Here is a 23617-nt window from a genome sequence, read left to right on the forward strand (position 1 = left end):
CCTCCACGAGCGCAAAGCAGCAGCGCGTGCGGCACCTCGTCGACGAGCGGCAGATCGTCGCCGTCGGCCGTCAGACCGCCCCAGCCGCGCTGGATCACCCCGCGCAGCCCCGCCCGGCGCAGCGCGCCCCAGGAGCCGGCGGTGAGCAGAGGCGGTGCGAACTCCCGGGTGGGGGCCCTCGGTGCAGCTGAAGGCGCAGGCTCGGGCGGCCCAGGCCCTCGGCGACGGCGTGCCGCAGCGGCGCGAGCGCGGCGGCGAGGAGGAGCACGTCGGCGCCCTCGCCCGCCTCCGGCAACGCGTCGGTCATGCGGCCGGCCACCGCCCGGGCCATCCCCACCACCCGCACCAGCTTGCCCACCCCGGTCACGCTGCGGTGCAGGCCCCGGCCGCGCGCCGGCTCCAGCTCGACGCGCGGATCGACCGGCAGCGCGTGGAAGGCCCCCCCCGAGCCCGCCAGGAGCGGCGCGAACCGCTCGTGGGTTACCAGGGTGACGTCGTGACCCTCCCGCGCCAGGGCGTGCCCGAGACCGGTGAAGGGGGCCGCGTCGCCCCGGGGGCCCGCCGTCATGATCGCCACCCGCATGCAGCGCAGTAGGGCCACGATCCCACGCCACCCACACGAACGACCCGCGCGATACGGCCACTTCGGCCGGCTACGGCGTCACACCGATACCCCGAGCTGCCGGGCCGCCGCGTCCACCGTCTGCTCCAGCAGCGTCGCGATGGTCATCGGACCGACCCCGCCCGGCACCGGAGTGATCAGCGAGGCGCGCTCCACCGCCGAGTCGAAGTCGACGTCGCCGACGTTGCCCTCGTTGTAGCCCGCGTCGATCACCACCGCGCCCGGCTTGACGTCCTGGCCGCGGATCAGCCGGGGCCGGCCCACCGCGGCGACGACGATGTCCGCCTCCCGCACGGCCGCCGACAGGTCCGCGGTGCGCGAGTGGCAGTAGGTGACGGTCGCGTCCCGGGCGAGCAGCAGCATCCCGACGGGCTTGCCGAGGATCGCGCTGCGGCCCACCACGACCGCCCGCTTGCCCGACGGGTCGACGCCGTACGCGTCCAGCAGTCGCATGATCCCGCCCGGTGTGCACGAGACGAAACCGGGCAGGCCGAAGCTCATCGTCGCGAACGACGCGAAGGTGACGCCGTCGACGTCCTTCTCCGGCGCGATCGCCTCGAACGAGGCCCGCTCGTCGATGTGGTCGCCCACCGGGTGCTGGAGCAGGATGCCGTGCACGGACGGGTCGGCGGACAGCGCCCCGACCGCCGCCACCAGCTCCTCGGTCGTGGTGGACGCGGGCAGCGCCACGTGCCGGGAGTCGATCCCGGCCTTGCGGCAGCGGTTCTGCTTCATCCGCACATAGGTGACGGAGGCGGGGTCCTCGCCGACGAGCACCGTGGCGAGGCAGGGCGCCGTCCCGGTGCGCCCGGTGAGGTCGGCGGCGCGCTGGGCGGTCTCCTCGAGGGTGCGGCGGGCGAGCGCGGTGCCGTCCATGAGGCGGGCCTGGGTCATGATGCAACTCCTGAGCGGGTACGGCATCGCCCAGGCGCACGGCATCGACTCCACGGGGCCGCTCCCCGGTGGTGCTCCACCTCAGCGCCAGTCACGGCCCGCGACCAGGGTAGCCGAGCCCGTCCACCGCCCCCGCCCCCGGTGCCGCACGGAGAAGGTCCAGGTCAGCCGGGGCCGACCTGGACCGCACCCCCTGTCTTGTCAGCCGGGGCCGACCTGGACCGCACCCCCTGTCTCGTCACTCGTCCCATGCCTCGACGATGATCTGTTCCGAGATCTTGCCGTCCGTGAGCGTGATCATCGACTCGGACAGCACGCGGGTGCCGTCCGGGTACTCGCAGGACTCGCAGTACGCCGCGTGGTCGTCCTGGACCACGCACTGCTCCAGCTTGTGTGTCATGTCACGGCTGTAGACGTCGCCGAGCATCTCGCGGATCTCGTCCCGGCCGTGCACCACCGCCGGGTTGCTGGGCTGAGCGTTGCGGTTCACGAGACGGATCTCCGCGTCGTCCGCGTACAGGGAGAGCAGCGCCTCGGCGGTGCGGTCCTCGATGCCTCTGCGCAGAGTCTCCGTGTCGAAGCCGGTGTGTGCCGTGGTGCCCATGGTGACCTCCTTGCCAGGTCGCGGGCCCGAAAGAGAGGGGAACGGGCCGCACGGGGCCTAGTCCAAAGACTCCTCCGCCCAGCCGGGCTCGGCAAGCCCGGCCGGGTGCTGTGCCTGACGGGTGAGCTGCCCGGCGAGCCCGGGTCCACCGGGCCCCTTCCGCCGTTGCTGAAGACATGATCTCCACTCGTCGTATCGTCGCCGCCGCCGCACTCGCCGCCGGGATCGCCGGTATCACCGCCCCCACGGCGAACGCCGGCGTCCTGGGCGCCGAACGCTGAACCCGATCGCCGCGCTCGACTCGCTCACCACCAGCGACATCCCGGCCGAGCACAAGGACGAGATTCCCCGGGTCTCCCAGCAGCTGGGTGCGCTGAACCAGGCGAACGCGCTCAACAAGATGTACGAACTCCACCAGCTCACCGACCTGGTCGCCCCGGTGACCGGCCTGCTCCCCGTCGGCTGAGACCACGGAATCCCCATGAGGGGCCGCCCGCCGGGCGGCCCCTCGGCATGTGGGCCCCTCGACCGCCGTGCGAGGCCCCCGTCCCCACCCCGCGGCATGTTCCCGTCCTCGGCCCCCCCGGCGCTTGATCACGCGTAGGGTCGGAACCGGGACGGATGCCCCGTCGAGGGAAGGATGGAGCAGCATGGCGCAGGAAGTACGCGGCGTGATCGCGCCGGGCAGGGACGAGCCGGTGCGCATCGAGACGATCGTCGTGCCCGATCCCGGGACCGGAGAGGCCGTGGTCCGCGTCCAGGCCTGCGGCGTCTGCCATACCGACCTGCACTACAAGCAGGGCGGGATCAGCGACGACTTCCCCTTCCTGCTCGGGCACGAGGCGGCCGGTGTGGTCGAGTCCGTCGGCGACGGCGTCACCGACGTCGCGCCCGGCGACTTCGTGATCCTCAACTGGCGTGCGGTGTGCGGCCAGTGCCGGGCCTGTCTGCGCGGCCGGCCCTGGTACTGCTTCGCCACCCACAACGCCTCGCAGAAGATGACCCTCGCCGCCACCGGCCAGGAGCTCTCCCCGGCGCTCGGCATCGGCGCGTTCGCGGAGAAGACGCTGGTCGCCGCCGGCCAGTGCACCAAGGTCGACCCGGCCGTCTCCCCGGCCGTCGCCGGGCTGCTCGGCTGCGGGGTGATGGCCGGCATCGGCGCGGCGATCAACACCGGCGGGGTCACCCGCGGCGACTCGGTCGCCGTCATCGGCTGCGGCGGCGTCGGTGGCGCGGCGATCGCCGGAGCGCGTCTGGCCGGCGCGGGCCGGATCATCGCCGTCGACATCGACGACCGCAAGCTGGCCACCGCCCGCACCCTGGGCGCCACCCACACCGTGAACTCCGAGGACGCCGACCCGGTCGAGGCCGTCCGCGAACTGACCGGCGGTTTCGGCGCCGACGTCGTCATCGAGGCCGTCGGCCGCCCCGAGACGTACACCCAGGCGTTCTACGCCCGCGACCTCGCCGGCACCGTCGTGCTCGTCGGGGTGCCCACGCCCGAGATGAAGCTGGAGCTGCCGCTGCTGGACGTCTTCGGCCGGGGCGGAGCACTGAAGTCGAGCTGGTACGGCGACTGTCTGCCCTCCCGCGACTTCCCGATGCTGATCGACCTGCATCTGCAAGGGCGGCTGCCGCTGGACGAGTTCGTCACCGAGACCATCCAACTGGACGAGGTGGAGAAGGCGTTCGAGCGGATGCACCACGGCGACGTGCTGCGCTCGGTGGTGATGCTGTGACGACCGCCCGCATCGAACGCCTCGTCACCTCGGGGCAGTTCACGCTCGACGGCGGCACCTGGGACGTCGAGAACAACGTGTGGATCGTCGGCGACGACCACGAGGTGATCGTCATCGACGCCGCCCACGACGTGGACGCCATCACGGCGGCCGTGGGCGACCGCCGCCTCACCGCGATCGTGTGCACCCACGCCCACAACGACCACGTGAACGCCGCGCCGGAACTCGCCGACCGCACCGGAGCGGTGATCTGGCTGCACCCCGACGACCTGCCGCTGTGGAAGTTCACCCACCCCGACCGCGACCCCGACGCCCACCTGGTCGACGGGCAGGTCATCGAGGCCGCCGGCACCGATCTGACCGTGCTGCACACCCCGGGGCACGCCCCGGGCGCCGTGTGCCTGCACGACCCGGGCCTCGGCGCCGTCTTCACCGGCGACACGCTCTTCCAGGGCGGCCCCGGCGCGACCGGCCGCTCGTACTCCCACTTCCCGTCGATCATCACCTCCCTGCGCGACCGTCTGCTGACACTGCCACCGGAGACGAAGGTGTTCACCGGGCACGGCGACGCGACCACCATCGGTGCCGAGGCACCCCACCTTCAGGAGTGGATCGACCGGGGGCACTGAACGGCGAGGCCGGGCGAGTGACGGGCCGTAAAACCTGACAGAAGATGTCCGGCTTCCACGGCACCCTCGAGGACGACGCACCTCACCCAGGGAAACAGGAGGCCGGACATGCCACGTCCGCTGGACGGCAAGGTGGCGCTCGTCGCCGGGGCGACGCGCGGCGCGGGCCGTGGGATCGCCGTGGAGCTCGGCGCGGCAGGCGCCACCGTGTACGTCACCGGTCGCACCACACGCGCCCGGCGTTCCGAGTACGACCGCCCCGAGACCATCGAGGACACCGCCGACCTGGTCACCGAGGCGGGCGGCAAGGGCATCGCCGTACCCGCCGACCATCTGGACCCCGCGCAGGTCCGCGCCGTGGTCGACCGCGCCGACGACGAGCATGGCCGTCTCGACGTCCTCGTCAACGACATCTGGGGCGGCGAGACGCTCTTCGAGTGGGACACCCCCGTTTGGGAGCACGATCTCGACAAGGGGCTGCGGTTGCTGCGGCTCGCCGTGGAGACCCACCTCGTCACCAGCCACCACGCGCTGCCGCTGCTGCTGCGCAGGCCAGGCGGGCTGGTCGTCGAGATGACCGACGGGACCGCGGAATACAACCGCGACACCTACCGCAACAACCTCTTCTACGACCTCGCCAAGGCGGCGGTGCTGCGCATGGGCTTCTCCCTCGGCCACGAACTCGGCCCGCGCGGCGCCACCGCCGTCGCCCTCACCCCCGGCTGGCTGCGCTCGGAGATCATGCTCGACCACTTCGGGGTGCGCGAGGACAACTGGCGCGACGCCCTCGACCGCGAGCCGCACTTCGCGATCTCCGAGACCCCGCGCTATGTCGGCCGCGCGGTCGCCGCCCTGGCCGCCGACCCGGACGTGGCCCGCTTCAACGGCCGGTCCCTGTCCAGCGGTGGCCTCGCCCGGGTGTACGGCTTCACCGACCTCGACGGCAGCCGCCCGGACGCCTGGCGCTACCTGACCGAGGTGCAGGACGCGGGCAAGCCGGCGGACACCACCGGTTACCGGTGACCCGTCGGCCCACCGGCCCACGACGCAGCTGACGCGTCGACGGACCGCCACCCGGCCACGGTCCGCGCGGTGGCCGGCGCGTCAGCCCTCCGCTGCCCGTGCCGCGTCCACCCGCGCCACGGCCGTCCGCAGCCGCCCGAGCAGTGCGCGTGCCGCCGGTGAGACCGGGCCGTCCGACCGCCAGGCCAGCGCCACCCGCCCGCGCGCCCGCGGATCGTCGAGGCGCCACACCCGCAGCCCCTCGGCCGTGGGCCGCCCCGGTACGACGGCCACGCCGAGCCCGCGCGCGGCCAGGTCCACCAACGCCCGCGGGGTCGCCGCCTCGAAGGCGACCCGTGGCCGGAACCCGGCCTGGGCACACAGCCGTTCCAGCACCCCGCGCACCCCGGTGCCGCGCGGCAGGGTGATCAGCGGATGACCGGCGAGGGCGGCGACCGGCAGGGCGCCACGGCCTCCGTGGGCGGCTGCCAGCTCGTGTCCCGCGGCGACGGCCGCGCCGAGCGGCTCGTCGATGACGACCTGGTGGCCGACGCCCGGCGGCGGTTCCTCGGCGAGCCCCGCGACCGCGAGGTCCAGCTCGCCGCGGCGCACCGCCTCCAGCATGCGGTCGGAGGTGTCCTCGGTGAGGGTGATCTCCACCCGCGGATGCCGCTCGTGGAAGGCGGCCAGCAGCCCGATCAGATCCATCGGGTGCCCGAGCGTGCCCGGCACCATCCCGATCGCGACCCGGCCGCGCAGCAGACCCGTGAACTCCTCCACCGCCTGCCGCACCCCGTCCACCGCCGCCAGCGCGGCCCGCGCGTACGGCAGCACCGCCTCCCCGACCTCCGTCGGCCGCACCGCGCGGCCCGAGCGGTCCAGCAGCGGATGCCCGAGCTCCCGCTCCAGCCGGCGGATCTGCGCGCTGAGCCCGGGCTGCGCCAGATGCAGCCGCTCGGCGGCCCGGGTGAAGCCGCCCTCCTCCACGACGGTCACGAAGTAGTGCAGCTGCCTCAACTCCATAACGGATGATGCTAGATGCCAGAGCAGACGTCTCTTGGACTTATGGCCGCGCGGGCAAGATCCTGGACGCATGGGGACCACAGACGATGCCATCGCCGCCGAACGCCGGGACCTGGCAGACCTGTTCGACGCGCTCACCCCGGACCAGTGGGCGCGGCCCAGCCTGTGCGCGGGCTGGCGGGTGCGGGAGGTGGTGGCCCACATGTCGATGGGCTTCCGCTACTCCCGCCCGCGCGTCCTGCGCGAACTGCTCGCCGCGCGCGGCAGCCTGAACCGTATGACCGATCGGCTCGCGCACCGCGACGCGGCCGCGCACACCGACGCCGAACTCGCCGGCCTCCTGCGCACCCACGCCCGCCATCCGTGGGGGCCGCCGGTGGGCGGGCGCGCCGCGGCCCTCGCGCACGACGTCGTGCACGGCCTGGACGTCACCGTCGCCCTCGGACTCGACCGCCGTGTCCCCGAGGACCGGCTGCGTATCGTCCTCGGCACGATCTCCCCGCGCGGCGCCCGCTTCTTCGGCGCCGACCTCTCCGGCGTCCGCCTCGTCGCCGACGACCTCGACTGGTCGTACGGCAGCGGCAGCCCGGTGCACGGTGCCGCGCAGGACCTGCTGCTCGTCGCCTTCGGGCGGCGGCTGCCCGCCGCCCGGCTCGAGGGGCCGGAAGTTCACCGATTCGTCACAGCCTGACCGGTCCGTGCAACCAACACCCCCGCTCGCCTGTCTACGGGGCAGAGACCGCAGGACGGGCAAGGGAGAAACCGGACATGAGGTACATAGGCCGTCGGGGCGCCGTAGCCCTCGGCGTCACCGGACTGGTGGCGCCGCTCACACTGGCCCTCGGCGCCGCACCGGCGCAGGCCGCGTCGCACTGCACCACCAGTACCGGCCCCCACCAGAAGCAGGTCGAGAAGTTCCTCGGCCGCCCGGTGGACGGCAGGCAGTCGTCCGCCGACTGCAAGGCCATCCAGGCCTTCCAGGCCAGACACGGCATCACGCCGAACATCGGCTACGCCGGGTCCGTCACCTGGGGCGTGATGGACCTCATGAACAAGCAGAAGGCCGTCGGGAAGAACCCGAACAGATCAGGCAAGTGCCCGGTGAACAAGGGCCGTATCGCCTGCGTCGACCTCACCCTCCAGCTCAGCTGGATCCAGGACGGCAGGAAGCTGGTCTACGGCCCGGTCCCGGTGCGCACCGGCCGCGACGGCTACGAGACCCGCACCGGCCTGAAGAAGGTCTACTGGCGTGACATCGACCACGTCTCCAGCCTCTACCACGTGGCCATGCCCTACAGCCAGTTCTTCGACGGCGGCCAGGCCTTCCACTCGGTCGGCGTGAGCGTGTGGAACCCGCCCGGCTCGCACGGCTGCGTCAACATGACGAAGACCGACGCGAAGAACTACTGGTCACTGCTGCGCAACGGCGACGACGTCTTCGTCTACGGCCGCAAGCCCGGCACCTGACGGGAGCCGCCGGGGGCGGTGCCCGGACGGCCGCCCCCTCCCGTTGCCCCGTTTGGACGTGATCATCGACACGTCCGGAATGTCTCGATTGTGCGACCTCGCTCACAGCGCCTTCACCTTCAGCGCCGTATGCTTCACAGCATGTCCACCACTGTTGAACCCGCTTTCGAGCGATCGGCCGCGGAGGTCAACGAGGAGATCCGGGCCCTGTGGCTCCGTTCGGGCGGGACACTGACCGGCGAGCAGCGCGAGGAGTACCAGCGCCTCGTCCTGGAGTGGGCCACAGCGGCCCACCGGCCGGTGAACGCGGCCTAGCGTCGCCCGAACCTCCCGCCTCCCACCGCGCATCCCGGCATCATCCGAGGGCACCCTCTGCTCAGTGGGTGCCCTTCTCGCTCTGACCTCTGCCCTCGTCTACGGCGTCGTCGACTTCTCCGGCGGCCTGCTGTCCCGGCGTGCCCCTTTCCGGGCCGTCACCTTCCTCGGCCAGGCCGGCGGGCTGCTGCTCGCCGCCGTGGCCGCATGGGTGATGTCCGCCACCTCCGCCGCCCCCGCCGACCTGGCCTGGGGCGCGCTGTCCGGTGTCGGCAGCGGCCTCGCCATGCTCTTCCTCAACCGCGGACTCAGCCGCGGCGCGATGAGCGTCGTCGTCCCCGTGAGCGCCGTCACCTCCGTCGCGCTGTCCGTGCTGTGCGGGGTGCTGCTCCTCGGGGACCGGCCCGGTCCCGTCGCCTGGGCCGGTATCGCCGCCGCCGTACCCGCCCTGTGGCTCGTCGCCGGCGGCGCGGCGACGCCCGGCTCGGGCGTGCGCGACGGGCTGCTCGCCAGCGCCGGCGTCGCCGTGCAGTACCTCGCGCTCGGCCAGGCCGGTCCGGACAGCGGACTGTGGCCGGTGGCCGCCGGACGCGCCGCCGCGGTCCTGTTGCTGCTGCCCGGCGCGGTACGGCGTCCCCCGCGCCTGCGTCCCGGGCCGGCCCTCGCCTCGCTCCTCGTCGGCGCCGGCGCGGCCCTGGGCCTGATCCTCTATCTCCTCGCCGCCCAGCGGCAGTTGCTGGCCGTCGCCGTCGTGCTCGCGTCCCTCTACCCCGCCGTGCCCGTCGTCCTCGGCCTCGCGGTCCTGCGGGAACGGGCCGCCCCCAGGCAGGCGGTAGGACTGCTGGGCGCGGTCGTGGCCACGGTGCTGCTGAGCCTGGGCTGAAGGGTCAGCCCCACATGGTGGAGTAGTGCCGGCGAAAGGCCCTGCGGTCCTGTTCCTCCCGCAGCCAGCGGGTCGCCACCAGCGCCACCAGGCTGCCCGCCACCACCAGGAGTCCCGGCCCGACGGCACGGGTGTCCGCCAGGCGGGACAGCAGCGTCGTGCCCTCCGCGCCACCGCCCACCGGGGACGGTGCTCCCGGCGACGCGGCCCCGGGCGCCGACGAAGGGGCCTTGGGGGAGGGGCCGCTGTTCGGTGCGGCCTGCGCCGACACGATCAGCCGCACGCCCAGCGTCCGCAGTGCCTTGGTCACCGGCTGGAAGAACGTCGTACCGCCCGAGGTGCAGTCCCCGCTGCCGCCGGAGGTCACCCCGAGCGCCACGCCCTCGGAGAACAACGGCCCGCCGCTGTCGCCCGGTTCTGCGCACACATCGGTCTGGATCAGCCCGGTGACCGTTCCCTCGGGGTAGTTCACGGTGGCGTCCAGGCCGGTCACCCGCCCGTCGTGCAGGCCGCTGGTGCTGCCGCTGCGGAACACCCGCTGCCCCACCGCCGGATCGGCCGCGCCCGTGATCCGCACCCCCGTTCCGCCGCCGATCGCGACGACGTCGGCCGCCTCGCCCGCCCGGCCGCTCGCATACCGCACCAGGGAGAAGTCGGAGCCCGGGAAGGCGGAGTCGGCGGTCTGCCCGACCTCCCGCGCCGCCCGGGCGTCCGCGAACCACACCGAACCCTTCGGCCCGCAGTGCCCGGCGGTGAGGATGAAGTCGGCCCGCCCGTCGGTGACGTTGAACCCCGCCGAGCAGCGTCCGCCCGTCGACAGGATCGGCTGCGCCCCGTTCAGCCGGGTGGTGAACGTCCCGCCCGTGCGCTCCATCCGGACGAAACCGCCGATGCCCTGCGCCACATGAGTCAGCCGGGACCAGTCAGTGGCCGAGACGGTGCGGTCGGCGCGCACGACGACCTCGTTGGTGCGGTAGTCCACGGCCCACGCGGTGCCGGGCACCCGTGGCGCCGAACGCAGCACACCCGTCGCCGACTTCAGCTCGTCCAGGCTGTGCCCGACGAGTTTCGGCTCGGCGCCGGCACGGCGCACCTCGGCCGCCGCGCCCGGGTCGGTCACGGCGACGACCGGCCGCCCGTCGGCGCCGATCCAGCTGCCCGCCGTACGCCCCGTGCCCAGCCGCCGCACCAGCCCCGCTGCGCTGTCCCCGGCCGGTTGTGCGAGCGTGCGCGGCGTCGCGGGCGGGCCCGGTGGCTCACTGGCGACGGCCTGAGTGACCATGGCCCCGCCCAGCAGGAGCCCGCCGGCGGCCGCCAGCCGTGCCGCTCGCCTCACGAACCGTCGTCGTGCGTGCCTCATGATGCCTGGCTCCCGAACCCCGAACGCGCGACCGGCGGCCGCGGGGCGCGCCGGTCGGCGCGCGCCCCTTGTCCATACGGCGCGGGGCACGGGCGTGTTCAGCGCTTGCGGCCGACTCCGCCGAACATGGCCACCTCCGCCGGCTCGATCCCGTCGGTCGCGTCGGGACGCCAGCGCGAGCACGACACGACGCCCGGCTCCAGCAGCTCCAGCCCGTCGAAGAACCGGGCCACGGCCTCCGGGCTGCGCTGGGTGAGCTTCGGAGTGCCGTGCTCGTTCCAGAACTTCACCGCCTCGTCCACGTCCGGCATCGCCGGGTGGGTGACGGTGTGCGACAGCACCAGGTGGCTGCCCGGCGGAAGCGCGTCCAGCAGACGCCGCACCAGCGCGTACGGGTCCTCCTCGTCGCCGACGAAGATGACCACGCCGAGCAGCATCAGCCCGATCGGCTGCGTGAAGTCCAGGGTCTTCGCCGCGTGTTCGAGTATCGCGTCGACGTTGCGCAGATCCTCGTCGAGATAGTCGGTGACGCCCTCGGGCGTGCTGGACAGCAGGGCGCGGGCGTGGGCGAGCACCAGCGGGTCGTTGTCGACGTAGACGATGCGGGCCTCCGGGGCGTGCCGCTGGGCCACCTGGTGGGTGTTCTCCGCGGTCGGCAGCCCGGTGCCGATGTCCAGGAACTGCCGGATGCCCGCCTCCGTGACCAGGTGCCGCACGGCCCGGCCCAGGAACAGGCGGTCCTCACGGGCGTACTCGCCGATCCCCGGGTGCAGTTGGCGAATCCGGTCGCCGGCCGCGCGGTCGACGTCGTAGTTGTCACCGCCGCCGAGCCAGTAGTTCCAAATGCGGGCCGTGTGCGGCTGGGAGGTGTCGATACGCACGCGCGGGCTGTCGGTCACGGGCCGGCTCCTGGAGAAACGGGGACGATACGGGGACAGCACGCAATCTAGACGGCGCAATCCAGCCGCGCTGCCACTCCGGCGTTTTCGGTGCGTGGGTCCCGAGGGCAAGCACCTTGTCAGGCAGTCACATCGACGTGACGTCACCCGTCCCTGCCCACGACTCCGGCTGCCCTGACTTCGGGCAGGCCACCGAGCCGCGCCCAGCTGCCCTCGTCGCCCCAGACGGACCCGGCGGCCACGAAGGGGCACAGCAGCGTGGTCAGTTCGGTGTCGCCGTGCCCGTTCAGTTCGTCGGAGGCGATCTTGCGGGCGATCCCGGCCAGGAAGTCGGCGAGCTGCACCCGCGCGTCGTCCCGTGCGGCGACCAGCCGTAGTCCGGTCAGGGCTGCGCCGTGGCGGCGGGCGGTCACCACGATCCAGGCGATCCGGTCCTCGGTCAGCAGGCTCTGCCGGTCGTGCACCAGGACGACCGGCCGGCCACCGGCGCTCCAGGAGACCGCCGTGCGCACGATCGCCGGCAACAGGGGGTCGAGCACCGGCACCAGCGGCGGCCCGTCCAGGAGCCGGTCCCGGTAGGCCTGGGCCCGCGCGTGGGTGTCCGCCAGCCGGGCGAGGACGTCCATGGCCGCAGCCGGACCGCCCGCCTCACGCAGCGCCTCGACGGCGCCGTAGAACTCCGCCACGGGCGGCTGCGGCTCCCCGTCGTGGCGCACGCGCAGCAGCCGGTTCGCCGCGCCGAGGAACCGGGCCCAGGGCCCGTCACCGAACGCCCGCCGGCCCGCCCGGAACACGATCCTCGCCGCTTCGTCACCGTCGTCCAGCAGCAGCCCGACGGCCTGTTCCACCACCAGGTATGCCTTCTGTGTCAGCTGCACCCGGGCCTGCCCGGCCAGCGGGCCCGCGGGCGCCAGCAGCCACTCCAGCACCGCCCGGTGCTTCTCCCGCAGCAGATGCCCCGCCTTGTACTCCTCGGCCGGGGAGCGGATGCGGTCCCGGACCTCCCGTACGGCCGCCTCGGCCACGCCGACCGGCAACCGCACGCCCGCGTGCGCGAACACGTCGGTGTTACCGCCGACCAGGTTCTCCCCGTCCGACCCCGACTCGTCGCACGCCACCCCAAGCGGTGCCTCGTCCGCTCGCCGGCCGTCCGCCCGGTTCCAGGTCACACCCACGCCCCCTGTCCTCGCCGCACCTCAAGGATCGCGCATCGCCGCTCCCGGCCGCCTCGGGATAAACGGCTCTACACTGCCGGGCATGGACGACACGCCTCTGGACCGGCTCGGCGCGGGCAGCTACCTGCTGCTGACCAGCTACCGCAGGAACGGCACGCCCGTCGCCACCCCGGTGTGGGTGGTGCGCGACGGTGACGCCCTGGGGGTGTGGACGGTCGCCGGCTCCTACAAGGTCAAGCGGATCAGGGCCCGCGCCGACGTGCTGGTCGGCCCGTGTGACGCGCGGGGCAATCCGACGGGGGAGCAGGTCCCGGCCACGGCCGAGATCACGGACGCGGCGACCGTCGGCCGCTACCGGCAGCTGATCGCCCGCAAGTACGGCCTCATCGGCCGCCTCACCCTCTTCGGCAGCCGCGTCCGGCGCGGCCGGGACGGCACCGTGGGCATCCGGGTGACGCTGAGCCGTGAGCCGTGAGCCGTGAGCCGTGAGCCGTGAGGCCCTGAGCCCGTGAGCCCTGGCCGGCCGCACCGCGCGCGGTCGGCCAGGGCGCCTGTCGTCGGCTACGACGCGTCCAGAACCGTCCCGGTCAGCACCGGACCGCCCGGCAGCGGCGCACCCGAGTCGTCCGTGACCGTCAAGCGCACCGACTCGGCGGTCTCGGTCACCGTGTCCTTGACGGTGGGCACGGACACCTCCGTGCTCGTTGTGCCCGCCGGCATAGACGCCCACACGCCCAGGTACGGAACCTGGGACAGCGGCCGCTCCGGATCCGGCTCGACGCCGCCGGCCTCCCGCAGCCACGCCGGGTCGACGTCCTTGGTGGACAGCTCAGGGCCGGCCGTCACCGGCACCACCGAGAAGGACGCGCCGATCTCGGTGTCCGCCGGCTCGGACAGTGTCACCTTCCAGCGCAGCGCCTGGCCCTCGCTCACCCGGTCGGCGACGGGGGTCACCGACACCTTCGGCATCGGGTCGTCGTTCAGCGCGGTCACTCCGCCCCGGTGGGACCCGACGACCGTGCCGCGGACCGCCTTGACGACGATGTCGTGCGACACGTCGTACGCGAAGCGCTTGTTGCCCTTGACCTGGACGGCCACGGCGATGTCGTCGCGGCCCGGACGCACCGTCACCATCTGGTCCTCGGCCTCGCCGGTGACCGGATCCATGACGTACACCCGCACCTGACCGCTCCCGTGCCCGGACACCCGCACCGGTACCCGGTAGGTGCGCACGCCCGAGTCGCCCTCCTTGACCGACAGCCGGCCGAGGTCCACCCGGGCGAGGGGGGCCTCCTGCACCGCGGGCGTGCCCGGGCGCCAGGCCCAGGCGTCCATCAGCCAGGCCTGTCCGGTACGCGAACGCGGCGTCAGCTCAAGGAAAGTGACGTGCCGCAGGTCGAGTCCGGCGCGGGTCGCGGCCGTGAGCGGGACGCGCAGCTCGCGCGCCCAGTACGAGGCGGTGCGATCGCTGCCGGGCAGCCCGTCGGCGGTGACCCGGCCGAGAACGGCCCGCCGGCCGCGGGTGTCGGTGACGGCGACGTCGAGCTGTGTGCCCTTGCTGTTCGGCGGCACGATGACGCGCAGCACCAGCGACCGGGCACCGGCGAGGGACAGCGGCGCGGCAGGCTGTACGCGGGCCGCTTTCCCCGGCGCCGACCAGCGCAGCGCCACCGCGCGGCGGCCGGTCTCCCGGCCGGTCTCCCACGTGGCGAAGTGCGGTGAGACGCCGTGCGCGTCCTCGCCCAGGCAGGCGACCGCCGGCTTCGGGTCCACCGCCGAACACAGCCGGGCGCCGGTGACCGTCACCTTGCCGTCGGGCAGGAATCCGGCGCCGCGTTGCGCGCCCACCGCGTGGGTCAGCACCCGCGCGGGGTCGGCGGACGGCGCCCGCCGCCCGGTGCCGTCGAGCAGCTCGCGCACCCGGTCGTCCCCGGCGACGAACAGCCGTGCCGCCGCCGCGATGTACGTCGAGCCGGCCCGGTGCTGCTGGTCGGCCGTCAGCCGGGTGCGGCTGCCGGGCGAGCACACCGGGTCCTTGTGGTCCGGGTCGTCGAAGAAGTCGTCCTCGGCGGGCGCCTGGGCCTTCCCCGGCGTCCACTCGGTGTTGAAGAAGTTGTGGTTGGCCCCCTCCACGTAGACGGCGCTGTGCAGCGCGCGGCCGCGGCTGACCCCACGGGTGCCGTCGACGTACACCTCGCCCTGCAGATCGGAAACGTCACCGTCACAGCCCGGCAGGACGGTGGTCGAGGGCACGTCGGGCACCGGGTTCTGGCCGAAGATCGTCGGGCCGATCAGGACCGTGCCCCGCACGTGCCAGCGGACCGGGCCGCGGTAGCCGTCCTGGGCGGCGGGCGGCGGGTAGAGGCTGTCCATCGCGGCGCGGTTGACGCCCTCGCCGCCGCGGGAGTGCCCGACGAGCAGGACCTTCGACAGGTCGGCCTTCGGCGCCTTGCGGATCGCCGCCGGGGCCGTGGCCGGGTGGGTGGCCCAGTCGGCCCAGCGGGCGAGGTGCTGCCGCACCAGCGAGGAGCGGGCCTGCGCGCCGCCGTCCTCCGCCTCCCCGTCCTGGCCGTTGATGCCGTTCGCGGAGATCGACACCGTCACATAGCCCTGGGAGGCCAGCAGTTGCTGGTCGCGCAGATAGCCGCGGTAGCTCGGGATGGGCTTGGTGCCGGCCGTACAGGGCCAGTCGCCGGTCGCCTCCTTGCCCTTGTAGCAGGTGGCGTGGCGGCCGTGCAGGAACAGCGCCAGCGGGCGCGCCCCGCGGGCTGCCGCCGGCGCCACGACGACCGCGCGCATCTCGACCGGCGCCTTGAAGCCGGGCAGCCGCACGGGCGGCAGGTCGTATTCGCCCGTGGCCGTGCGGTAGGAGCCCGGCGTGCCGGGATCGACGGCGCCCGCGGGAAGCGGAGCCGGTGGTTGCGGGGCGGCGAGCGAGCCGCGGCGACCCTGCCGGGTGTCGTCGGCGGGGGCGTCCAGGCGGCGTCCGCCGGCCCATACCTGAAGGTCCGTCAGCCGGGCGGCGTCCGACGCGTCGAGCTCCAGCCGGAAGGTGTGGCCGTCGCGCGCCGGAGCGGGCACGCCGAGCAGCGTGCCGCCGGAGTGGAACTCCACGCGGGCGTCGCCCATGGGTATCCCGGGCGCCGAACGCCACACCAGGTGGCGCGCGGTGCCCTCGTCGGTGATCCGCCAGCCGGGAGGGAGGGCCGTCTCGTGCGCCTCCCGCGTGGGTGCGGCGGCGTGTGCCGCCAGCGGCGATGCCCCCGTCATCGCGAGCACCGCCGTGGCGGCGATGCCTATGCGCCGGGCCAGTGGCAACCGGGCAGGTGACAATGGTCTCTCCTCAACCCCGTGCGCGGGCACCCCGTCGGTCCCGGGGGCCCCTCGCGCCTCGGAGGACGGAGAGCGCCGTCCGCGGGTTGTCTGTGCGAGAGATCGGATCGAGTCAACTTCGCACGGATATGCGGGATTGGCGGAGACGTACGCGGAAAGGGCTTTCCGCATGACTCGAACCCGACCGCTCCGCGCCGTCGTCGTCGGCACCGGCCACCGCGCCCGGACCTTCACCCGGGGCCTCGCCGCCCGCCCCGGCCACCGTGTCGTGGCTCTGCGCGATCCGAGCCCGACCCGGATGGCGTTCCACAACCGCCTGCTCGCCGAGGAAGGCGCCCCGCCGGCCACCCCGTGGGACCCGCAGGACTTCGTCGCGCTGCTCGGCAAGGAAGAGATCGACGAGGTCGTCGTCACCACGGTCGACGCCGAACACGACCGCTACATCGTCCCCGCGCTGCGCGCCGGCTGCCGGGTGGTCACCGAGAAGCCGATGACGGTCGACGCCGAGCGCTGCCGCCGCATCCTCGACACCGTCCGGCGGACCGGCACATCCCTCCGCGTCGCCTTCAACTACCGCTTCAACCCGGTCCACCAGAGGGTGCGCGCGCTGCTCGCCGAGGGCGCGATCGGCGAGGTGCTCTCGGTCCACTTCGAGTGGCTGCTCGACGTGCGGCACGGCGCGGACTACTTCCGCCGCTGGCACCGCGAGAAGGAGCGCAGCGGCGGGCTGCTCGTGCACAAGGCGAGCCACCACTTCGACCTGGTCAACTGGTGGCTCGCGGACCGGCCGAGCGAGGTCTTCGGCTACGGACGGCTCGCCTTCTACGGTCCCGACGCGGGCGAACGCCACGGGCTGCGCCGCGACTACGAGCGCGCCCACGGCTCCCGCTCGGCGCAGGACGACCCCTTCGCGCTGGACCTGGCGGCGCACGACACCCTGCGCGCCCTGTATCTGGACGCCGAGGGGGACGACGGGTACGTGCGCGACCGCAACGTCTTCGGCGGGCCGGTCACCATCGAGGACGACATGGCCGTCCTGGTCCGCTACACGGGCGGCGCGACACTGACGTACCACCTCACCGCGTACTCCCCGTGGGAGGGCTACCGGGTGATGGTCAACGGCAGTGCGGGACGGCTGGAACTGGAGGTGGAGGAGAGCCGCTGGCAGCCGCCCGCCACCACGGTCGCCCCGGGCAGTGGCGCGGTGCACGGCGACACGGCCGCGCCGCACGCGGGCAGTGCCCGTCTCACCTTGCGACCGCTGTGGCGGCCCCCGGTCGAGGTGCCGCTGAACGCCTCGCACGAGGCCCACGGCGGCGGCGACCCCCGCATGCTGGACGCGTTGTTCGGTACCGTGGACGGCGCGGAGGCGGTCCCGGGGGAGCGTGCGACGGCCACCGAACGCGACGGCGCGCTGGCGCTCGTGGCGGGGCTGGCCGCCAACCGGAGCTTCGAGACCGGGCGTCCGGTCCGTGCGGAGGAGATCCTGCCGGATCTCGCCGGCGAGTGACCGGCCGTCAGGTCCAGGCCCGGTACGGCTCGTCGACCAGCTGGAAGACCGGCTCGCCGCGCACCGGGTCCTTGGCGGTGGACAGCCGTACCCGGTCACCGCTGTGGATGCCGATGGGCGGGCCCATCACCCGGCCCCGCACGACGAAGCCCTCCGCCATCTCGACCAGGGAGACGTTGCGCGCGGCGGGGGAGTTGCGGTGCACCACCGTGGAGTGGCGGACCGTGCCGACGCCCTCGCTGCGCTCCGTGCGCAGGTCGCTGCCGCGGCATACGGGACACAGCACCCGGTGGTACATGGCGGTGCCGCACCAGGTGCAGCGCTGGAAGAGCAGGGCGTCCCGCGCCTCGGCGGTCCCGGGACTTGCGGTGGGATGGTCGAGGACACCCGTGGCGGAGCGGGCTACCGGGGACACGGCGGTTCCTGAGTGGTGGTACACGCGGCTCAACTCCCTGCACTAGGCCGGAATCCGGCGTGGGCGGGGCAGCCCGCACACGCGTGTGCCCGGTTCACCGGAGGACCGTGCACGCCCTCAGCGTATGGCACTGAGTGCCACTCGTAAAGGCACTGCGTACCACGAAAAGGGAACGAAGGCCCGGCTATGCCCGTCCGAGGGTGGATTCGATCTCCTGCACCACACGCCACAGCGGGGCGTCCCGCCGGGAGACCACGACCACCACGTCGTCGGCCGACGTGGCGGCAAGGGGGTTCCGGGCGGCGGGAGAGGGCTGGTCCCCTTCGGTGGCGGCGGGCCGGGCCCGTCCGCCGAAGGCCTCCTGCACATAGCCGAGCGCGTGGTCCACCGTCGCGCTCGCGTCCCCCTTCCCGGCCGAGCGCAGCCACGAGCGCAGCGCGTTGTTGTGCGCCGCCACCACGGCGGCCGCGATCACGTCCGCCCGCAGGGTGCCGTCCGGCCGGCCGGCGAAGCAGTCGCGCAGATACTCCGCGAGGGCCCGCTCGTAGCGCCACACCACCGACAGCTCGTAGGCGCGCAGCCCCGGCACCTTCTTGGTGAGCCGGTAACGCTGCACGGAGAAGGCCGGGTTCTCGGCGTACATGCGCAGCACCAGCCGGGCCGCGTCGCACACCCGCCGCACCGGCTCGTCGCTCTCCTCGCTCGCCGCGAGGAACTCCGTCATGTCCGTCAGGCAGCGTTCGTGGTCGGGGAAGACCACGTCCTCCTTGGACGGAAAGTAGCGGAAGAACGAGCGCCGTCCGACACCGGCCAGCGTCACGATGTCGTCCACGGTGGTCTGTTCGTAACCGCGTTCGAGGAACAGCCGGAAGGCCGCCTCGACGAGCGCCTCCCGGATCGGCGGCCGCGCGCCGGCCTCCGTCTTGTCCTCACGCCCGGAGGCGGCACTGCTGGAGCTCATGCACGGAACGTAACACCTGGGAGGTCATCTTGGCACTCAGTACCCTCCACCCAGGGAACTGAGTGCCGCGCTTCTCCCCGGGCTCAGCCGGAGTCCTCCGGCACCCGGATGTCCACCACGCACACATCGTCCCGCCGTTCGCCCTCCAGCAGCGCGGCGAGCAGCGGCGCCAGCGTGCCCGACGGGTCCGGCGCCGGCGAACCGAGCGCCGCCGCGAGCCGGTCGAGACCCAGGTCGATGCACTCGCCCGGCCGCTCGACCAGCCCGTCGGTGTACAGCACCAGCCGGTCACCCGGCCGCAGCCGGCACTCGGCCTCCTCGTAGTACGGCGCGTCGGTGGCCCCCAGCAGCATGCCCGCGGGGCGCTCCAGGGGGCGCGCCCGGCCGTCGCGCAGCAGCATCGGCGGCGGATGTCCGGCCTGCGCCCACACCAGACGCCGGCCCTCGGCCCGGTACCGGGCGAGGATCAGGGTGGCGGTGCCGTGCGGATCGCGGGAGTGCAGCAGCAGCCGGTTGAGCCGGGCGAGCGCCCCGGTCAGCGACGACCCCGTGCTGATCATGCCCTTGGCGGTGAAGCGCAGCTGCGCCATGGTGGCCACGGCGTCGATCCCGTGACCGGCTACGTCGCCGACGACGAACAGCGCGTCACCGTCGGGCAGTCGCACGGCGCTGAACCAGTCGCCGCCGACGCTGAGCCCCGACTGGGCGGGCAGATACGCGATCTCGACACGCAGCCCGGCGAGGTCGACCGGCGTGCGCGGCAGGGGCAGCAGGGCGTGCTGCAGCCGGGTGGCGAGGGCGCGCTCGGCCTGCAGCACACCGTGCTGCGTCAGCATCGCCCGCTCGCTCTCCACCAGGGCGAGCTCGGCGTTGCGCCGCGCGGAGAGGTCCTGCACGAAGCCGTGCACCTCCACCGGGGCGCCGCTGCTGTCGGCCACCGCCTCGGCGACCACTCGCAGATGCCGTATCCCGTCGGGTGTGCGCACCCGGAACGGAACGTCGAAACGCTGTCCGTCCCGCAGCAGCTGCCCGACCGCCCCGGCCAGCGCGGGCATGTCCTCGGGTACGGCCAGCGAGGGCAGTTCGGCCAGGCGCACCGGTCCGCGCGCGGGGTCCCGGCCGAGCACGGTGAAGGTCTGGGCGGACCAGGTCGCCTCGTGCGTGACCAGGTTCCAGTTAGCCCAGCCCAGGTTGCCCAGCCGCTGCACGTCCGCCAGCCGCTGCTCCTGCCGGTCGGAGGGGTCGTGCCGGACCCAGTTCACGACCAGCCCCGCGCCCAGGCGGGCGACGCGTGGGGCGGACGTGACCAGTTCGGTGACGCCGCCCGCCACCACGCGTTGGGCGAGCGGTTCACCCTCGTACGGCTCACCGGTGGCCAGCACCCGCAGGCAGCCCTGCCACAGCGGCTCACCGGCCACGCTCGGCCGGTACTCCAGCAGCCGAAGACCGACCAGCTCGCGTCCGGTGCGGCCGACGGCGTCGACGGCTTGCGGGGTGGCCGCGTCGATACGGAAGTCCTCGACCTCGCCGGACGCCGAGCGCAGCGGCGTCAGCAGCAGCGCGGCACCCGGCAGCGTCTCGAACACACCCTGGACGACGTCGGCGGCCGCGTCGACGGCGGGCTCGCGCGGGGCGTCCAGCGACCGCAGCCGGCCGGCGCACAGCCGGGCGACCGCCCGCAGATGGGTCCGGTCGGACTCGGTGAACGGGCCGGTGCGTCCGCACAGGACGCCGAGCACCACGTTCGCCCGGCCGCCGACCGACACCGGCAGCCAGGCGCGGGACGGCCATCGCTCGGGCGGGTCCCCGATGAGCAGATGGGTGTGGCCGACCGCTTCGAGGTCCTCCAGCCACTGCTCCTGCTGCGCCTCCAGGCTGTCCCGCGCGGCCACTCCGGGCAGCGGCGGCACATGGTGCCACTGGCTGGCGGTGAGCTCGTCGAGGCCCGCCTGCCCGATCAGCTCCAGGCCGCCGGCGTGCGGCCGCTGGTAGATCATGATCGCGGTGGCGTCCACGCGGCGCCGCAGCTGCCGCAGCAGCACCGCGGCGAGGCCCTGGGGGCTGTGCACGCGCAGCAAGGCGCGGCCGAGCCGGGCCAGCGCGGTGGCGTCGTCGCGCAGCGCCGGCGCCTCCTCCGGGGGCTCGGCGAGGTCGTCGCTCCCGGCGCCGGACCGCCGGGTCTGCGCGGGGCGCGGTGGCGGTGGCGGTGGCGGTGCCGCGAGAGTGCCCAGCGTGATCCAGCACTCCTCCAGCAGGGTGCGCTCGGCGGCCTTGGCCCGGTACATCAGCTCCTCGTAGGCCGTCTCCGGGGAACAGCCGGTCAGCGCCATGACCGCACCCTTGGCCCGCTCCAGCACCGCCGAGGTCGCGGCCATGTCGTGCAGCCGGTCCATTTCGGCACGCTGACGGGCCACGACCCGGCTCAGGGCGGCCAGGTCGGGCACGTTTCCGGACTCCGCCGGGAGGGCCGGTTCGCTCGTCACGCTTTGAGCATTGCACAGGAGCGGTGCTTCGCTCACGGTCCAGGGGGACCTGATCGGCTTCACCGGCCCGGCGGGGGACACAGCCGGCGGCGCGGCACACGGCTGACCAGGGGCATCACCAGGCACATCAGGCTCTGGCCGGCCGCTGTAGCGCGGCAGGGCGGGGCACCGCACGGCACGGCAGGGAAGCGGTACCGGCCGTCCGCAAGCCGCAGCCGGGCGACGCCCTCGGCGCCGGGGAACGCCCGGGCCCAGTGGGTGGCCCAGCGGGAGATCCGCCGGGGGCTCACGGGACCGGGAGGTGCTCACCGCAGCGCCACGCCGCGGCGCCACGCCGCGGCGCCACGCCGCAGCGCCAGGCCGCACGCCGGGGGCGCGTGCCGGGGCCAGGGGCCGTCCGTGGCCTCAGCGGGGGCCCGTCAGGGCCTCGGTGACCGCGCGGACGCTGCGGGCGATGTGCTGCAGCTGCATCACCTCGGCCGCGTACAGCTTGATCGTGTGCTCGATGACCGACTCCGGCAGGCCGAGCCGGGGCAGGTCGGCGCGGGCGGTCTGCAGGGCGGTGCGGGCGACGCGGATCTCCTGCTGCACCTGGAGCTGCGCGTGCCGGGCGAGCAGCACGGGGTGCCGGATCAGCGCCGGGTAGCTGGCGTAACGCGTCGGCACCAGTTCCCGCAGCCACCGCACGGCCGAGCGCTCCCAGTCGTAGGAGCCGGGGGTCTTCACCTGGCACGGCCAGTCCGGGCTGATGCGCGTCGTCGTCAGGGCCATGATCGTCGCTTCCGGCGTCGGGTGCGGTGGTTCAAGAGGGGGGAGGGGCGGCCCCGGCCTAGGGGATGACCGGAGCCGCCACGGGCGCTCGCACAGGTGAGACGCCCGACCGGACTGCCCCTCGCCGTCGCGGGTAGGGGGCGGCGGCCGAGGGGGCGGTGTACGGCCCCGAGCAGTATTTATATATGCCGTCCGCTTTGCAAGACGTATGAAAACATTCATGCGCGCTTTACGACGGGTTCTCCCGCTGTGCACCGGTATGGGCAGCGCCGCGGCTCAGTCCCGCAGGAAGAACTGGTGCTCCTCGGCGACCTGCTCGTACTCCTCGAGGCGGCCCTGCGTGCGCTCCGGACCGGCGTCCGTCATGGCCTGCAGCAGCGCGGCGGCCATCACCCCGGGCGCCGCGTAGGAATCGAACACGAGCCGGGAGCCGGTCCCCGTCGCGAAGGTGACGTCGGCCTCGTCCACGACCGGCCCGAGCGCCAGGTCGGTGATCAGGGCGACCCTCAGCCCAGCGCGCCGCGCGACCCGCACCGCCGTGAGCGTCTCCTGCGCGTGCCGGGGCATGGAGAACGCCAGCACCCAGGTTCCGCCCGCCTCCCGGGACTGCAGCAGCGCGTCGTACGCGACGCTCCCGCCCATCGTCACCAGCCGCACGTCGGGATGGATCCGGCGGGCCGCGTAGGCGAAGTACTCGGCGAGCGAGGAGGAGATGCGCAGCCCCAGCACGGTCAGCGGTGCCGACTCCGACAGGCTGCGGCCCACCTCGATCACCCGGTCGGGGTCGGCGAAGTCGCGGCGCAGGTTCTCCAGGTTCTCGATCTCGGCGTCGACCGCGGCCTGCAGCTCGTTGCTGCGGTTCACCTCGGCGGGGCCGCCGGCCAGCGTGCCGAGCGCGATGGTCTGCAACCGCTCCCGTAGCGCGGGGTAACCGCTGAAGCCGACCGCAGCCGCGAACCGCGTCACCGACGGCTGGCTGACCCCGGCCCGCTCCGCGAGGTCGGTGATCGACAGGAAGGCGGCCTCGGTGATGTGCTCGATCAGGTACTGCGCGATGCGCCGCTGCCCCGGGGACAGACGCGGCTGGTCGAAGAGCGACCTGAGCTGGGAGGTCGGGGACGCCTCCACCTCCGGCGCGGTCTTGCCGGAAGTGATCGCCGATGCCTGTGCGCGTGCCTGCTGCGGCGATGGCACGGGTGCGTCTCCTTTGTCTCCCACAGTGCTTCAACATAGCTCACTCACCGTGGTGAACAGGGCGTATGGATAGCCCGGCGCCCACCGGGAACCCGACGCGGGACACGATCCGCGACGACATGTCAGGAGCAGTACACGATGACCGTCCCCGAGGAGAACCGGGCGAAGACCGGCACCACCGACGACACCCTCAAGACGCGGGGCCCGTCCCAGGAGGCGCAGGGGCCCAAGGAGCAGCGCGCCACGACGAGGGACCAGGGCGCGAGCGGGCGCACCCTGCGCGAGGCGATGGAGGAGGCCCAGGTGCGGCCGGACGACTTCGAGGAGAAGTGAGGGGG

The 23617-nt window shown here is 73.6% G+C and carries 23 protein-coding genes, 1 pseudogene and 1 riboswitch; of the genes and pseudogenes, 11 read left to right on the forward strand and 13 right to left on the reverse strand.

Features of this window, described 5'->3' with window-relative positions; all coding sequences use genetic code 11:
- Positions 1-94 precede the first annotated feature (94 nt).
- The 3 genes from AB0J12_RS32375 to AB0J12_RS32385 form a co-directional block, all read right to left on the reverse strand.
- The gene (locus AB0J12_RS32375; RefSeq protein WP_363268159.1) at positions 95-601 is read right to left on the reverse strand and encodes a glycosyltransferase; all 507 of its coding nucleotides are present in this window, start codon (positions 599-601) and stop codon (positions 95-97) included.
- Positions 602-661: 60 nt separating this feature from the next.
- Complete coding sequence (locus AB0J12_RS32380; RefSeq protein ID WP_363268161.1) at positions 662-1516, reverse strand: bifunctional 5,10-methylenetetrahydrofolate dehydrogenase/5,10-methenyltetrahydrofolate cyclohydrolase; 855 nt, start codon at positions 1514-1516, stop codon at positions 662-664.
- A gap of 21 nt (positions 1517-1537) precedes the next feature.
- Positions 1538-1621, reverse strand: a riboswitch (ZMP/ZTP riboswitch).
- A gap of 133 nt (positions 1622-1754) precedes the next feature.
- Positions 1755-2120 (reverse strand): nuclear transport factor 2 family protein, encoded by a 366-nt coding sequence (locus AB0J12_RS32385; RefSeq protein WP_363268162.1) that lies wholly within the window; start codon positions 2118-2120, stop codon positions 1755-1757.
- A gap of 176 nt (positions 2121-2296) precedes the next feature.
- On the opposite strand from AB0J12_RS32385, the pseudogene AB0J12_RS32390 reads away from it, so the two are divergent.
- The 4 genes and pseudogenes from AB0J12_RS32390 (at position 2297) to AB0J12_RS32405 (ending at position 5511) form a co-directional block, all read left to right on the forward strand.
- A pseudogene (locus tag AB0J12_RS32390) lies at positions 2297-2586 on the forward strand (hypothetical protein).
- Between the two features lie 184 nt (positions 2587-2770).
- Entirely contained in the window at positions 2771-3859 is a 1089-nt protein-coding gene (locus AB0J12_RS32395) for an S-(hydroxymethyl)mycothiol dehydrogenase (protein WP_363268163.1), read from the forward strand.
- Positions 3856-4488 carry an MBL fold metallo-hydrolase gene (locus AB0J12_RS32400; protein ID WP_363268164.1) on the forward strand — a complete coding sequence of 211 codons (633 nt, stop codon included), beginning with the start codon at positions 3856-3858 and terminating at the stop codon, positions 4486-4488. The genes AB0J12_RS32395 and AB0J12_RS32400 overlap by 4 nt, the downstream gene beginning before the upstream one ends.
- 108 nt (positions 4489-4596) lie before the next feature.
- Positions 4597-5511, forward strand: a complete 915-nt coding sequence (locus AB0J12_RS32405; protein ID WP_363268166.1) for an SDR family oxidoreductase — start codon at positions 4597-4599, stop codon at positions 5509-5511.
- Between the two features lie 81 nt (positions 5512-5592).
- On the opposite strand, the gene AB0J12_RS32410 is transcribed toward AB0J12_RS32405, so the two are convergent.
- On the reverse strand, positions 5593-6513 hold the full coding sequence (locus AB0J12_RS32410; RefSeq protein ID WP_363268167.1) for a LysR substrate-binding domain-containing protein: 921 nt from the start codon (positions 6511-6513) through the stop codon (positions 5593-5595).
- Positions 6514-6583: 70 nt separating this feature from the next.
- On the opposite strand from AB0J12_RS32410, the gene AB0J12_RS32415 reads away from it, so the two are divergent.
- The 4 genes from AB0J12_RS32415 to AB0J12_RS32430 all read left to right on the forward strand — a co-directional run bounded on the left by AB0J12_RS32415 (position 6584) and on the right by AB0J12_RS32430 (position 9178).
- The gene (locus AB0J12_RS32415; RefSeq protein ID WP_363268168.1) at positions 6584-7204 is read left to right on the forward strand and encodes a maleylpyruvate isomerase family mycothiol-dependent enzyme; all 621 of its coding nucleotides are present in this window, start codon (positions 6584-6586) and stop codon (positions 7202-7204) included.
- A gap of 77 nt (positions 7205-7281) precedes the next feature.
- Positions 7282-7980 carry a L,D-transpeptidase family protein gene (locus AB0J12_RS32420; RefSeq protein WP_363268169.1) on the forward strand — a complete coding sequence of 233 codons (699 nt, stop codon included), beginning with the start codon at positions 7282-7284 and terminating at the stop codon, positions 7978-7980.
- Positions 7981-8109: 129 nt separating this feature from the next.
- Entirely contained in the window at positions 8110-8295 is a 186-nt protein-coding gene (locus tag AB0J12_RS32425) for a hypothetical protein (RefSeq protein WP_363268170.1), read from the forward strand.
- Between the two features lie 64 nt (positions 8296-8359).
- A complete protein-coding gene (locus AB0J12_RS32430) occupies positions 8360-9178 on the forward strand; it encodes a DMT family transporter (RefSeq protein ID WP_363268171.1) in 819 nt (272 codons plus the stop codon).
- Between the two features lie 4 nt (positions 9179-9182).
- On the opposite strand, the gene AB0J12_RS32435 is transcribed toward AB0J12_RS32430, so the two are convergent.
- The 3 genes from AB0J12_RS32435 to AB0J12_RS32445 all read right to left on the reverse strand — a co-directional run bounded on the left by AB0J12_RS32435 (position 9183) and on the right by AB0J12_RS32445 (position 12606).
- Positions 9183-10538: a S1 family peptidase gene (locus AB0J12_RS32435; RefSeq protein ID WP_363268172.1), complete on the reverse strand. Its 1356-nt coding sequence runs from the start codon at positions 10536-10538 to the stop codon at positions 9183-9185.
- A gap of 98 nt (positions 10539-10636) precedes the next feature.
- Positions 10637-11437 (reverse strand): SAM-dependent methyltransferase, encoded by an 801-nt coding sequence (locus AB0J12_RS32440; protein ID WP_363268174.1) that lies wholly within the window; start codon positions 11435-11437, stop codon positions 10637-10639.
- A 143-nt stretch (positions 11438-11580) separates the two neighbouring features.
- The gene (locus AB0J12_RS32445) at positions 11581-12606 is read right to left on the reverse strand and encodes a hypothetical protein (protein WP_363268220.1); all 1026 of its coding nucleotides are present in this window, start codon (positions 12604-12606) and stop codon (positions 11581-11583) included.
- Positions 12607-12694: 88 nt separating this feature from the next.
- Between AB0J12_RS32445 and AB0J12_RS32450 the strand changes: the two genes are divergently transcribed.
- A complete protein-coding gene (locus tag AB0J12_RS32450) occupies positions 12695-13087 on the forward strand; it encodes a PPOX class F420-dependent oxidoreductase (protein ID WP_363268176.1) in 393 nt (130 codons plus the stop codon).
- Positions 13088-13173: 86 nt separating this feature from the next.
- Here AB0J12_RS32450 and AB0J12_RS32455 read toward each other — a convergent pair whose 3' ends face one another.
- On the reverse strand, positions 13174-15882 hold the full coding sequence (locus AB0J12_RS32455; protein WP_363268221.1) for a hypothetical protein: 2709 nt from the start codon (positions 15880-15882) through the stop codon (positions 13174-13176).
- Positions 15883-16114: 232 nt separating this feature from the next.
- Between AB0J12_RS32455 and AB0J12_RS32460 the strand changes: the two genes are divergently transcribed.
- Complete coding sequence (locus tag AB0J12_RS32460; RefSeq protein ID WP_363268177.1) at positions 16115-17455, forward strand: Gfo/Idh/MocA family oxidoreductase; 1341 nt, start codon at positions 16115-16117, stop codon at positions 17453-17455.
- A gap of 7 nt (positions 17456-17462) precedes the next feature.
- Here AB0J12_RS32460 and AB0J12_RS32465 read toward each other — a convergent pair whose 3' ends face one another.
- From AB0J12_RS32465 to AB0J12_RS32485, 5 genes are all read right to left on the reverse strand, one after another.
- Positions 17463-17894, reverse strand: a complete 432-nt coding sequence (locus tag AB0J12_RS32465) for a zinc ribbon domain-containing protein (protein WP_363268179.1) — start codon at positions 17892-17894, stop codon at positions 17463-17465.
- Positions 17895-18054: 160 nt separating this feature from the next.
- Positions 18055-18831, reverse strand: coding sequence for a TetR family transcriptional regulator (locus AB0J12_RS32470; protein WP_363268180.1), 777 nt, complete (start codon positions 18829-18831; stop codon positions 18055-18057).
- Between the two features lie 83 nt (positions 18832-18914).
- The gene (locus AB0J12_RS32475) at positions 18915-21224 is read right to left on the reverse strand and encodes a SpoIIE family protein phosphatase (protein ID WP_363268222.1); all 2310 of its coding nucleotides are present in this window, start codon (positions 21222-21224) and stop codon (positions 18915-18917) included.
- A gap of 495 nt (positions 21225-21719) precedes the next feature.
- Positions 21720-22085 carry a hypothetical protein gene (locus AB0J12_RS32480; RefSeq protein WP_363268181.1) on the reverse strand — a complete coding sequence of 122 codons (366 nt, stop codon included), beginning with the start codon at positions 22083-22085 and terminating at the stop codon, positions 21720-21722.
- A 276-nt stretch (positions 22086-22361) separates the two neighbouring features.
- Positions 22362-23279: a MurR/RpiR family transcriptional regulator gene (locus AB0J12_RS32485; RefSeq protein ID WP_363268182.1), complete on the reverse strand. Its 918-nt coding sequence runs from the start codon at positions 23277-23279 to the stop codon at positions 22362-22364.
- A gap of 138 nt (positions 23280-23417) precedes the next feature.
- On the opposite strand from AB0J12_RS32485, the gene AB0J12_RS32490 reads away from it, so the two are divergent.
- Positions 23418-23612: a hypothetical protein gene (locus AB0J12_RS32490; protein WP_363268183.1), complete on the forward strand. Its 195-nt coding sequence runs from the start codon at positions 23418-23420 to the stop codon at positions 23610-23612.
- The last annotated feature ends 5 nt before the right edge of the window (positions 23613-23617 follow it).

The organism is Streptomyces sp. NPDC049915, from assembly GCF_040656475.1.
Taxonomy (GTDB): domain Bacteria; phylum Actinomycetota; class Actinomycetes; order Streptomycetales; family Streptomycetaceae; genus Streptomyces.